Source organism: Mesorhizobium sp. P170090, assembly GCF_057786115.1.
In genome coordinates, this window is record NZ_JBYNWH010000001.1 from 5,212,785 (window position 1) to 5,225,238 (window position 12,454).

General features: G+C 63.2%; 12 protein-coding genes. 8 read left to right on the forward strand and 4 right to left on the reverse strand.

Annotated features, from left to right (window positions below; genetic code table 11):
- The first annotated feature begins 34 nt into the window (after window positions 1-34).
- From AC3EML_RS25250 to AC3EML_RS25270, 5 genes are all read left to right on the forward strand, one after another.
- Complete coding sequence (locus AC3EML_RS25250; protein ID WP_023673060.1) at window positions 35-946, forward strand: polysaccharide deacetylase family protein; 912 nt, start codon at window positions 35-37, stop codon at window positions 944-946.
- Between the two features lie 63 nt (window positions 947-1,009).
- The gene (locus tag AC3EML_RS25255; protein WP_023687959.1) at window positions 1,010-1,978 is read left to right on the forward strand and encodes a rhizopine catabolism ABC transporter substrate-binding protein; all 969 of its coding nucleotides are present in this window, start codon (window positions 1,010-1,012) and stop codon (window positions 1,976-1,978) included.
- A gap of 157 nt (window positions 1,979-2,135) precedes the next feature.
- Window positions 2,136-3,251 carry an ABC transporter permease gene (locus tag AC3EML_RS25260; RefSeq protein ID WP_023687958.1) on the forward strand — a complete coding sequence of 372 codons (1,116 nt, stop codon included), beginning with the start codon at window positions 2,136-2,138 and terminating at the stop codon, window positions 3,249-3,251.
- Complete coding sequence (locus tag AC3EML_RS25265) at window positions 3,248-4,084, forward strand: ATP-binding cassette domain-containing protein (RefSeq protein WP_023712088.1); 837 nt, start codon at window positions 3,248-3,250, stop codon at window positions 4,082-4,084. Before AC3EML_RS25260 ends, AC3EML_RS25265 begins: the two co-directional genes overlap by 4 nt.
- Window positions 4,085-4,116: 32 nt before the next feature.
- On the forward strand, window positions 4,117-5,223 hold the full coding sequence (locus tag AC3EML_RS25270; RefSeq protein WP_352522028.1) for a Gfo/Idh/MocA family protein: 1,107 nt from the start codon (window positions 4,117-4,119) through the stop codon (window positions 5,221-5,223).
- A gap of 148 nt (window positions 5,224-5,371) precedes the next feature.
- Here the strand turns inward: AC3EML_RS25270 and AC3EML_RS25275 are convergent, their stop codons facing one another.
- Together AC3EML_RS25275 and AC3EML_RS25280 are read right to left on the reverse strand one after the other, a co-directional pair.
- Complete coding sequence (locus AC3EML_RS25275; RefSeq protein WP_023687956.1) at window positions 5,372-6,148, reverse strand: FadR/GntR family transcriptional regulator; 777 nt, start codon at window positions 6,146-6,148, stop codon at window positions 5,372-5,374.
- A 107-nt stretch (window positions 6,149-6,255) separates the two neighbouring features.
- Window positions 6,256-7,146: an NAD-dependent epimerase/dehydratase family protein gene (locus AC3EML_RS25280; RefSeq protein ID WP_023741747.1), complete on the reverse strand. Its 891-nt coding sequence runs from the start codon at window positions 7,144-7,146 to the stop codon at window positions 6,256-6,258.
- Window positions 7,147-7,263: 117 nt separating this feature from the next.
- Here AC3EML_RS25280 and AC3EML_RS25285 point away from each other — a divergent pair, with 117 nt between their 5' ends.
- A complete protein-coding gene (locus tag AC3EML_RS25285; protein WP_023682235.1) occupies window positions 7,264-8,202 on the forward strand; it encodes an NAD(P)-dependent oxidoreductase in 939 nt (312 codons plus the stop codon).
- 18 nt (window positions 8,203-8,220) lie between these two features.
- Here the strand turns inward: AC3EML_RS25285 and AC3EML_RS25290 are convergent, their stop codons facing one another.
- Window positions 8,221-9,003: a FadR/GntR family transcriptional regulator gene (locus AC3EML_RS25290; protein WP_023673051.1), complete on the reverse strand. Its 783-nt coding sequence runs from the start codon at window positions 9,001-9,003 to the stop codon at window positions 8,221-8,223.
- A gap of 179 nt (window positions 9,004-9,182) precedes the next feature.
- Complete coding sequence (locus AC3EML_RS25295; RefSeq protein ID WP_023673050.1) at window positions 9,183-10,172, reverse strand: sugar-binding protein; 990 nt, start codon at window positions 10,170-10,172, stop codon at window positions 9,183-9,185.
- A 466-nt stretch (window positions 10,173-10,638) separates the two neighbouring features.
- On the opposite strand from AC3EML_RS25295, the gene AC3EML_RS25300 reads away from it, so the two are divergent.
- Window positions 10,639-11,379: an ATP-binding cassette domain-containing protein gene (locus AC3EML_RS25300; protein WP_023673049.1), complete on the forward strand. Its 741-nt coding sequence runs from the start codon at window positions 10,639-10,641 to the stop codon at window positions 11,377-11,379.
- Window positions 11,380-11,421: 42 nt separating this feature from the next.
- On the forward strand, window positions 11,422-12,420 hold the full coding sequence (locus tag AC3EML_RS25305) for an ABC transporter permease (RefSeq protein WP_023673048.1): 999 nt from the start codon (window positions 11,422-11,424) through the stop codon (window positions 12,418-12,420).
- The last annotated feature ends 34 nt before the right edge of the window (window positions 12,421-12,454 follow it).

Genomic DNA, 12,454 nt, shown 5'->3' on the forward strand with positions numbered 1-12,454 from the left:
GGCAAGATGGTGGCCGGCAAGACGGTGGCCGTCCATGACGCGACAGCTCGTCCTGCATGAAGACGATGTCGGCATGTGCCATGGCGCCAACAGCGCCTTCCTCGAACTGACCGCACACGGCGCCTGCAGCTCCGGCGCCGTGATGGTGCCGTGCCCATGGTTCCCTGAGATGGCCGAAGCGGCAGCCGCCGATCCCCGGCTCGATCTCGGCGTCCACCTGACGCTGAACAGCGAAAAGCAGCACTACAAATGGCGGCCGCTGACGTCGCCGTCGCGCGCGGCCGGCCTGACGGACGAGTTCGGCTATTTCTGGCCCGATGTAGCGACCACCCGCCGCAAGGCAGCACCGCAAGCGGTGGAAACCGAGCTTCGCGCGCAGATCGACACCGCCTACCGCGCCGGCATCGACGTCACTCATCTTGACGCCCATATGGGGGCAGCGCTGTCGCCGGAGTTTTGCGACGTCTACATCAAGCTCGGCCTGGAATATCGGCTGCCGGTGCTGTTGACCAAAACGCTGTCGGCCTATTCGCCCAACGACAATCTGGTCGGCGTCACCGAAGCGGCGTTCCAGCGCGGCGTCACTGGAGCCCGCGCCAAAGGCTTTGTCATCTTCGACGCCGCCATTCAGACGACCTGGGGCCGTCCACGCTCCAAGCCGATAGAGCCAGCCTACAAGGCATTGGTCGAAGGGGTCCGTGAAGGCCTGACCTTCTTTTGCCTGCACTTCAACGCGCCGGGCGAGCTCGAACTGATCGAGCCGCGCTCCGCCTATATCCGCACCGAGGAATATGAACTCTTCCGCGACCAGGCTTTTCGCGACTGGCTCGGCGCGCAGGACATCGACATCATCGGCATGAAGCCGTTGCGCGAGGAACTGCGTGCACGGCTCGGGGCATCGACACCGGCAAAGGCCCGCAAAGCGGCCACCCGGTCAGCGCCGTAAGCCGATCCGTCGGCCAACAGCGCAAAGAGGGATTTGGAACTGCAACGACAATGGGAGAATGACATGAAGACTGTTCTGAAACTGGCGCTCGGCGCGCTTGTCTCGATGAGTATGCTGGCGGGCGTCGTGCAGGCCGCGGGCCTGAAGGACCCGAAGGATGTCCGCATCACCTTCGTGGTGCATGGCTCGGCCTCCGATCCCTACTGGTCGGTGGTCAAGCGCGGCGTCGACGATGCGGCGGCGCTCACCGGCGCCAAGGTCGAATATTATGCGCCGCAAGTGTTCGACGTGGTCGAACAGGCCCGCCTGCTCGACGCGGCCATCGCCACCAATCCCGACGGCATCGCCGTCTCCATTGCCGACGCCAATGCGCTTGGTAAATCGGTCAAGGCCGGCCTTGCCGCCAACATTCCGATGGTCGTCCTGGATTCCGGCGAGAAGGAAGGCGCCGAACTCGGCACCTCTCTCTACGTCGGCACAGTCTCCGAATATGATTCCGGCAAGAAGGCGGGCGAGCGGCTGGCCAAGGAAGGCACGCTCAAGGTCGTCTGCATCAACCACGAGGTCGGCAATGTCAGCCTCGACCAGCGCTGCCAGGGGTTGAATGACGGGCTGAAGCCGTCAGGCGGCGGCACCGAGGTGCTTACCGTGTCGCCCGATCCGGCCGACATCCAGCGCCGCACCGAGGCCTATCTGTCGGCGCATCCCGACACCCAGGCGGTGTTTGCGCTCGGCGCCACCGCCGCCAATCCGCTGATCCCGTTCTTCCGGCAGAAGGAACTGTTCGGCAAGATCAAGCTCTACACCTTCGACATCAGCCCCGAAGTCCTGGATTCCGTCGTCGCCGGCGAAATGGGCTTCGGCATGGACGCCCAGCAATATCTGATGGGATACCTGCCGGTGATCTATCTGGTCGAGCATGCCACACATGGCTTCTGGCCGCAGAACAACGCCTACACCGGGCCGCTGTTCATCGACTCGCCCGACAAGGCCAAGGCGATCCTGGCGCTCGCCAAGGACGGCATCCGCTAAGGCAAGACCAAAACGGATCGGGGAGCCGCCATGCGCTCCCCGTCTCTGGTCGAGATTGCGAAGTGAGCGATTGGGGAGCCTAATGGCTGTTGTGGAAGACAAGGCGATACCTCCAGAAGCGCCGGCCCCCGGGGTACTGGGCAAGGACCGTTTCGGCATGACGTCGAAACGGGCTGCCGGCACTGACGAGCGGCTGGCCAGCACCGGCCGGCTGACGCAATGGCTGCGCCGGCCCGAAGCCGGTGCCGCCGGCGGCCTCATCGCCACCGTCATCATCTTCGCCCTGCTGCCGGGTGCGTCGAACCTCTATTCGCTACAGGGGTCGATGACCTTCCTGACGCTGGCAGCCGAACTCGGCATCATCGCCACGGCCGCAGCCCTTCTCATCATCGCCGGCGAGTTCGATCTCTCCGTCGGCTCGATGGTCGGCTTCGCCGGCGTCGTCATCGGCCTGACCGTCAAATACTGGGGCTTGCCGCTGTGGGGCGGCATCGCCTGCGCCTTCGCTGTCGCCATCCTCACCGGCTACGTCAACGGCCTGATCGTGGTGAAGACCCGCCTGCCCTCCTTCATCGTGACGCTGGCGTCGCTCTACATCCTGCGCGGCCTGTCGATCGGCATCACCCGCGCCGTCACCGGCCGCACGCAGATCCCCTACATCCTCGACGGCGCGCCGGACCCGGCAACCGCGGGCCTGTTCAACGGCCATCTCCTGACCGGCTTCTTCCAATGGATGGGCACGCAAGGTTGGATCGCCACCCGCACCGACGGCATTCCCTTCGTCGTCGGCATTCCGATGTCGATCGTCTGGTGGCTCGGACTGACAGCGCTTGCCGGCTATGTCTTGACCCAGACCAAATACGGCAACTGGATCTTCGCCACCGGCGGCGACCTCAATGCCGCCCGCAATGTCGGCGTGCCGGTCGACCGGGTTAAGATCGCGCTGTTCATCTACACCGCCTGTGCCGCGACCTTGCTTGCCACCATCCAGGTGATGGAGGCCGGCTCCGCCGACACCACGCGCGGCCTGCTCAAGGAATTCGAGGCGATCATCGCCGCGGTCATCGGCGGCGTGCTGCTCACCGGCGGCTACGGCACCGTCTATGGCGTGCTGTTCGGCGCGCTGATCTTCGGCCTGGTGCAGATGGGCATCTTCTACACCGGCATCGACACCGACTGGTTCAAGGTCTTCCTCGGCATCGTCATTTTGATGGCCGTGCTGGTCAACAACTACATCCGCCTCAAGGCGCTCGGACGCGGAGGCGGCAAATGACCTACCCAAACCCGTCCCCGGCCATCCAGCCAGCCATGGAATTGCGTGGTGTGTCGGTCAATTTCGGCTCGGTGCGCGCGCTGCAGGATATCGACATCAAGGTCTATCCCGGCGAGGTGCACTGCTTGCTGGGCGACAACGGCGCCGGCAAGTCGACGCTGATCAAGGTTCTGTCGGGCGTGCACCGGCCGACCAAGGGCGAGATTTTCGTCGACGGCAAGCCCGTCACGTTCCGCAGCCCGCGCGACGCGCAGGACCTCGGCGTCGCGACGGTCTTCCAGGACCTCGGCATGATCTCGCTGATGTCGATCACGCGCAATTTCTTCCTCGGCCGCGAGCCGACCAGAAGCCGCCTGCCCTTCTCGCGCTTCGACAAGGAGCGCGCCAACACAATTGCCCGCCAGGCGATGGCCGATATCGGCATCGACGTGCGCGACCCGACGCAGGCCGTCGGCACGCTGTCGGGCGGCGAGCGCCAATCGGTGGCAATCGCGCGCGCAGTCCACTTCGGCGCAAAGGTGCTGATCCTTGACGAGCCGACCTCGGCGCTCGGCGTGCATCAGGCGGCCATGGTGCTGAAATTCATCATCGAGGCGCGCATGCGCGGGCTGGCGGTGATCTTCATCAGCCACAACATCCACCACGCCTACCCTGTCGGTGACACTTTCACGCTGCTCAACCGCGGCCGCAATCGCGGCACATACGCAAAGTCCGAGATCTCGCGCGACGAGGTGATTTCCATCATGTCGGGCGGCGAGGATCTGAAGGCGGTGGAAGCTGAGATTGCCGGGCTGTTGGCGCAGATCGGCAATCGGCCGGCCGCCGCACCCTGAGCCTGGAACACTTTGCAGAGAGTTTTAGCAGCATGAGCAGGATACGGGTTGGCGTTATCGGCGCCGGCATGATCTCGCAGGTCGAGCATATTCCGAATCTGTTGCGGCTCGGCGACCTGTTCGAACTGGTCGGCGTCGCCGACCCGTCAAGGATTTCGCGGGAATATGTCAGCGAAGTTCACGGCATCGCCAATTTCGAAACGCCGGAGCAACTGTTCGACCATAAGCTCGACGCCGTCGTGATCGGCTCGCCCGACCCGCTGCATCAAGAGCAGGTGCTGGCCGCAGTGGGGCGCGGCCTGCATGTCTTCTGCGAAAAGCCGCTCTGCTATTCCCCGGCGGAAATCGCCGAGATCATCGCCGCGCGCGATAAGGCCGGCAAGGTCATGCAGGTCGGCTATATGAAGCGCTTCGATCCGAGCTACCGGCTGGCGCTGGCCTCGCTGCCCGGCACGGCAAAGACGTTGCGGTCCGTCTCGGTCGAGGTTAACGATCCCGATGCCTGGCCGTTCATCGCCCACCAGCGCTACAAGCGCGGCAACGACATTCCCGAGGAGCTGATTGCCGCCGCGCAAGCCAGGCAGAAACAACAGGTCGAACGCGCTATCGGCCAGCCTTTGAACGATCTGGCTTTCCGTGGATTTACCGCCGCTTACAGCTCCGCCTTGATTCACGATGTGAATGCCGTACACGGCCTGCTCGACGCGCTCAGCGTGCCGGATGGCGAGGTCGTCGGCGCGCAGATCTTCGCCAATGGCGATGGCGGCCAGGGCGCAGTAAAACTGCTCGACGGCCAGGCGCTGTGGACGATGACGCATCTCACCGTGCCGAAGCTCGCCGACTACAAGGAACGCATCACGCTGTTCTTCGACGCTGCCAGCCTCGAGCTCGAATTCCCCTCGCCCTGGCTCAACCATCACCCGACCCGGCTGACTGTGAAGACCTCGGACGGCCACACACTGTCGACGAAGGATCTGCGCGCCGGCTACGGCGAAGCCTTCGTCGAGGAACTGCGCGGCTTCTGGGGTGCGATCGTCAATGGCGACGAGGTGGTCAACCGCCCCGAGCACGCCGCGCGCGACCAGGCGCTGCTGATCGCGCTGACCAGGCAGCATTTGGCCACTTCGCAGGCCGGCTGAGCGCTCGCAGGATGTGTTGAGATTCAGGTCAGGCCGCGCCGAAAACATTGGGTTCGAGAACCGGAGCGGAGCGTACTTAAGTACGTGAGCACCGGAAGCGCAGAAAGCCGGCGTTTGCAGGCCCGCCTCACCTGAATTTCAGCACATCCTACCGGGTGTTGATGACGCCGTCTGTATTGGCGAGCAGCTTGCGCACCGCGTTGCGGGCCGCCTCCGGCCGCTGCAGGCGGATGGCCTTCTCGATCGCCTCGTGCAGTTGCTGTGCATGCTGCAGATCGTCGAGTTCGCGCGTCGTATAGGTGAACAGATGATCGAAGGCGGATTCGATCAGCACGCCGAGCGGCACCAGCAGGTCATTGCCGGAGGCACGCAGGATGGCCAGATGGAAACGTGTGTCGGCGCGCGTGCGCTCCTGCAGGCTCGACGCCTCGCCCATCTCGCGGCAGGCCTGGCTGATCTCGGCCATCTGCTCCTCGGTGCGTCGCATGGCTGCGAAGGCAGTCGCTTCCGGCTCGATGATGTGGCGGAATTCCTGCACCGTCTTCAGGAACACCTCACGGTCGGGCGCGGTCGCGTACCAGGCGAGCACATCGCGATCGAGCAGGTTCCAGCGCTCCCTGGGCTCCACCCAACTGCCGATCTTGGGGCGCGACGCCAAAAGGCTTTTGGCCATCAGCATCTTGATCGCTTCGCGCACCGCAGAGCGACTGACGTTGAAGGTTTCGGACCATTTGGCTTCATTGGGCAGGATGGTGCCTGGCGGATAGTCGCCGCGCACGATCCGAAGCCCGATTTCGCTGGCCAGCGAGGCATGCACGCTGGTGCCGGGCATCCGGGTGGCGTCAGCCCGGCGAAGGGTCGCCGGGCGCTCGCCGGATGCCGCCTTTTCAGGCTTCTTTCCCTTATTCGGCTTTCCGTCCCTCATGCGTCCACAAAGTCCGGATTTCGAAAGCTGTCAAGCAAAGGACGGGACGTTGACGGCAAAGCCTGCGGCTGTGCACAGATCAGGTCGCAACCTTGCCCCCGGCCGTCCTATTTGACGTATTTGCGCCAGCTGTGCTCGGGACGGAAGCCGAGCATGTCCCTGGCCTTGCGGTTCGAGAGCAGCGTTTCATATTCGCCGAGATCCGCCTTGACCGGCACGTCGGGGTAAAACCGCTTCAAAAGTTCGGCCGTCGGCAGGTCGGACGAGGTGTCGTCATTGGCGGCGTTGAACACCTGGAAGCCGAGCCCGTCCGTTTCAACGGCGCGCAGCGTGATCTGGCCGAGATCGCGCGCGTCGACATAGCTCCAGGCGATGCGCTTGCGAAAGCCCGGATCGGCAAACCACTTCGGAAACAGCGAATATTCGTGCGGTTCGATGACGTTGCCGATGCGCAAGGCATAGATATCGGTGCCGTTGCGCTGCGCAAAGGCGCGCGCCGTGTGCTCGTTGACGACCTTGGACAGAGCATAGCTGTCCATCGGATCGACGTCGTATTCTTCGTCGAGTGGGAAATATTTGGGATCGCGCGGCTCGTTGGCGAACACCACGCCGTAGGTGGTCTCGCTGGACGCGATCACCACCTTCGGGATGCCGAGCTTCACCGCCGCCTCGATGACGTTGTAGGTGCCCATCGCATTGATGCGGAACGCCTCATTGTCGGTCGTGATCATGATGCGCGGTATGGCGGCGAAATGCACCACGGCATCGACCGGCTGCGGGCGCAGCGACGGATCGAATTCATGCAGGCCCATATAGCTCGACAGCGCGTTGAACACCTGGCCGCTGTCGGTGATGTCGGTGATCAGCGTGCGTACCTTGGGATTGTCGAGCGGCTTGGTGTCGATGTTGAGCACCTGGCAGCCCTGTTCGATCAGATATTGCACGACATGGCGACCGGCCTTGCCGCTGCCGCCGGTGAACATGATCCGCTTCGTCATTTTCGTCTCCAATGCCTAGGATTTCTGTGTATTGTCAGACAATATGGCATTCTGCAACCACCCTCGCCCGCAAGACGGCGGCGCCCAATATCAATCATCGCAACAGGACTTCAAGACATGACCACGACCGCCGCGAGCGAAAAGATCGGCTTTATCGGCCTTGGCCTGATGGGGCACGGCATTGCCAAGAACATCGTCGACAAGGGCTATGGCCTGACCTTCCTCGGCCGCAAGAACCGCAAGCCGGCGGAAGACTTGGCTGGCCGCGGTGCGAAGGAAGTGGCCACCTCGCGTGAGGTGGCAGCGGCATCCGATATCGTCTTCATCTGCGTCACCGGCTCGCGCGAGGTCGAAGCCATCATCCGTGGCCCCGGCGGCCTCAAGGAGGGCCTGAAAAGAGGCTCGGTTGTCGTCGATTGCTCGACCGCCGATCCGGTCTCGACCGTGGCGCTGGCGGCGGAACTGAAGGAGATCGGCGTCGACTTCGTCGATGCACCGCTCAGCCGCACGCCGAAGGAAGCCTGGGAAGGCACGCTCGACGCCATGGTCGGCGCGCCCGACGCGCTGTTTGCCCGTGTGAAGCCGGTCATCGAAACCTGGGCCGGCCGCATCGTCCATATTGGCGATACAGGTGACGGCCACCGCATGAAGCTGCTCAACAACTTCATCTCGCTGGGCTATGCCGCGATCTATTCCGAGGCGCTGGCGCTGGCCGAAAAGGTCGGCATCTCGCCACCGCGTTTCGACAGCGTCATCCGCAACGGCCGCATGGATTGCGGCTTCTACCAGACCTTCATGCGCTGGACGCTGGAGGGCGACCGCGACGCACATAAATTCACCATCGCCAACGCCTTCAAGGACCTGACCTATCTGGAATCGATGGCGGGCGCGGCCGGCATCGCCAACCCGCTCGGCAACGCCACCAAGAACTCCTTCGCCGGTGCCCATGCCACTGGCCCGGCCGAGCAATTCGTGCCGATGCTGGCGACATATATCGGCAAGGTCAACGGCGTCGACCTGATGCCCAGCAAGGATGGCAAGAAGCAGACGATTTGAGGTGGCGAAAAGCCTGTGTCAGCGCCTCGACCGGCCGATAACATCGTCGGTGTTGGCGAGCAGTTTGTGCACCGCATTGCGCGCGGCCGCAGGACGCTGCAGGCGGATGTTCTTCTCGATCGCCTCATGCAGCGCCTGCGCCCGCCGCTGATCGCTGGTCTCGCGTGTGACGAAGACAAAGAGATGATCGAGCGCCGACTCGATCAGAACGCCAAGCGGCACCAGCAGATCGTTGCCCGAGGCGCGCAGTATGGCGAGGTGAAAACGCGTATCGGCGCGGATACGCTCCTGCAGGTTCAGAGCCTCGCCCATCTCACGACAGGCCTGGCTGATCTCGTCCATCTGCTCGTCGTTGCGCCGCGTGGCGGCAAAGGCCGACGCTTCCGGCTCGATGATGTGACGGAACTCCTGCACCGTGCGCAGGAAGGCTTCCCGGTCCGGCCCGGTCGCGTACCAGGCCAGCACATCGCGGTCGAGCAGGTTCCAGCGTTCCCTGGGCTCGACCCAACTGCCGATCTTGGGCCGTGAAGCCAGCAGGCTTTTGGCCATCAGCATCTTGATGGCTTCGCGCACCGCCGAACGACTGACATCGAAGATCTCGGCCCATTTGGCCTCGTTGGGCAGAATGGTGCCGGGCGGATAATCGCCGCGCACGATTCTGAGGCCGATCTCGCCGGCCAGCGAGACATGGACGCTCGCTCCCGGAAAATGCGCGGCACCGGCCCTGCGCATGACAGCCGGACCGCGGCTGGCTTGTGCCTTGGCCCGCTCGGTTCGCTTCTTTGATTTCTCGTCCGGCATTCACGTTCCAATGCGTCGGCCGTCTGCGTCCGGACTGGTCCGAACCTGCACGGCGCGCCGATCTCGTTGCCGAAAATCCAAACTACAGACGCGTCAAAGCCGGAGCCTGCTGCCCCAACCGTTGCGTCCGTCCGGGAAGAGACGGGGCGCCCGTCAAAGGGCGCCCCGAAATCGAGAACCTACTTCTGGATGCAGGTGTCGACCGTGTCCTTTGTGCATTCGTCGAGGCCGGTGAACACCGGATCGGCGACGGCCTTGCCTTCGACCAGATCGATCATCACCGACGGTGCCTTGTAGCCCATTTCGAACGGCCGCTGACCAACCAGAGCGGTTACAAGGCCGTCACGGGCGATCGCCACTTCATCGCCGATCGTATCGGCGGCGCCGATGACGAAGTCGTTGCTGGCGATGCGGTCCTTGAGCGGCCCGAACAGGTCGCGATAGGGCTGCGGTGCGCCAAACAGCGGCCAGCCGCCCATGATGCCGAAGGCGTCGAGCTTGGGATTGGCGGCGAGGATGTCGGTCATCGCCTGCACGCCCTTGGCGCCGTCGTCATTGGTGAACACCGGGCAACCGGCGACTTCGGTCCAGCCGCCTTCGCCGGCAAGTGCCGCCAGGCCTTCCTTGCCCGACAGCGCGTCACGCATGCCCTGCGCGCGGCGCAGGATGTTGTCGGCCGCGGGATTGCCTTCGATGGTACAGATCGTGCCGCCGTTCGGCTTGCCCTTCTTGATGTACTCGCCGATCTTGTGACCCATCAAATAGTTGTCGGTGCCGAGATAGGTCTTGCGCAGCGCGGCATCTTCCTTGCTGAGATCGGCGTCGAGCGTCATGATCGGGATCGTCGGATTGGCGGTCTTGATCGTCTGAGCGATCAGCGGCGCGTTGGATGGCGAAATCGCCATTGCCACCGTGTCGGCCTTGCTCAGCATGTCCTGAACGATCTGCGCTTCGCCGGCCTCGTCGGAGGTCGATGCCGGGCCGGTGTAGAAGCATTCATATTCCGAGCTTGCATTTTCCTTGTTCCATTTCTCGCAGCCCTGGTGGATGGCTTCGAAGAATGGATTGTCGAGACCCTTCACCACGATGACGAGCTGTTTCTTGGCCAAAGCCGGCCCGGCGCCCAGCGCCATGGCGGCGACGGCGGCGAGCAAAAGTGTTTTCCTCATGTCAGTCCTCCCTTGAAACAGACGGACACGGCGTGCCCGCCACACAGATCGACCGGATGCTTAATGACCGAGGTTCGTTTCACGAGCACTCGTGTCGCCAAGACAGATCGATAAGCATTTCCAGATGCGGCATTGGCCCGGCTCAACACAAGGGTGGCGCCGCAACCTCGACCGATAAACCTCCGCCGATTCCGCCCGGCTAACCGCCAGCGGCATCGGCACAATCTCCTCCGACGCTTAGCTAATATCGGCTTGCGGCCAACGTCAATGCTATTTGTCCTACAAAACGGATTTTTGGACAACCAAGGCTTCAATTCGTCCGACAATTGATTGACGAGCGCCGGCTTTTGCGTAAAAGAACGCTGACGCTGTTTCCGGGAGGAGATGGGGAGAGCGGGGCCAAAGCAGCGCCGGCATTCACGCCGGGAACAGCAGCGGGTCGCAAAACACGGGGAGGCAAAGACTGGTGGCGGTTCTCGAACTCACCAATATCTCGAGGCATTTCGGCGCCATCCAGGCGGTCAACGACGTATCGCTGTCGATCGAGCCCGGACAGGTGGTCGGCCTGATGGGCGACAACGGCGCCGGCAAGTCGACGCTGGTCAAGATGATCGCCGGCAATTTCCGCCCCAGCCATGGCGTCATGCGCATGGACGGCAAGGAGTTGATCCTGCACAAGCCGGCGGAAGCTCGCCAGCACGGCATCGAGATCGTCCACCAGGACCTGGCGCTGTGCAACAATCTGACCGCCGCCGCCAATGTCTATCTCGGCCGTGAATTGCGCCGCGGCTTCGGCCCTTTACGCATCCTCGACTATGCCGCCATGTACAAGCGCGCCGGCCAGCTCTTCGCCGAGTTGAAGTCCGAGACCCGTCCGCGCGACCTCGTCAAGCAGATGTCGGGCGGCCAGCGCCAGGCAGTAGCGATCGCGCGCACCATGCTGTCGCAGGCGAAGATCGTGTTGATGGACGAACCGACGGCCGCGATCTCGGTGCGCCAGGTCGCCGAAGTGCTGAACCTGATCCGCCATTTGCGCGACCAGGGCATCGCAGTGGTGCTGATCAGCCACCGCATGCCTGACGTGTTCACCGTCGCCGACCGCGTCATCGTCATGCGGCGCGGCCGCAAGGTCGCCGACAAGACGATTGCGTCAAGTTCGCCCGAGGAAGTCACCGGGCTGATCACCGGCGCCATCGAACAGGTTTGATCTCAGCGAATTTCACCACGCACCAGCACATGAAGGTCGACGATGGCACTGACAATTGACCAGCCGATCGAACAAAAGCAGCAATCCTTGCCGGCAAGACTGTTTGCCAGCCAGACCTTCTGGGTGGTGATCGCGGTCATCCTGGCCTGCCTGTTCCTGTCTTTTGCCACCGACGCCTTCGCCACGTCGAAGAACCTTTACAACATCACCCGCAACATCACCTTCGTCGCCATCATCGCGCTCGGCATGACCTTCGTCATCATCACAGGTGGCATCGACCTGTCGGTCGGTTCGGTGCTCTGCCTGTCGTCGATGGTGCTGGCCGTCACCATGCATGCCGGCTACTCCATCGAGGTCGGCATCCTCGCCTCGATCGCCACCGCGCTCGCCATAGGCGCCTTCAACGGCATCATGATCGCCTATCTCGGCTTTCCACCCTTCGTGGTGACGCTCGGTATGCTGTCGATTGCCCGCAGCCTCGCCATGGTCGCCTCCAACAACACCGTCGTCTTCCAGTTCGGCCCGGATCACGACAAGCTTCTGGCGCTGGGCGGCGGTGCCTGGGTGTTCGGCATCGCCAATCCGGTGCTCTACATGATCCTTTTGGCGCTGATCACCGGCTTCACGCTGCGCTGGACCAAGTTTGGCCGCCACATCTTCGCCATTGGCGGCAATGAGCACGCGGCGACGCTGACCGGCGTTCCCGTCAAGCAGATCAAGGTCGCCGTCTATATGATCTCGGCGCTGGCGGCGGGCATTGCCGGCATCATCCAGACCGGATGGCTGGGCGCCGTCACCACCAATCTCGGAACCGGCATGGAACTGCAGGTCATCGCCGCCACGGTCATTGGCGGCGCCAATCTCGCCGGCGGCGTCGGCACCGCCTTCGGCGCTATTGTCGGTGCCGCGCTCATCGAAGTGATCCGCAACAGCCTTGGTCTGCTCGGCATCAATGCTTTCTGGCAAGGCGTGTTCATCGGCGGCGCCATCCTGCTCGCGGTGCTGTTCGACCGGATCCGCAACTTCAGGCGCAATGACTGAATGTTTTTGGACTGAACCTTTCGGCTGGAAACCG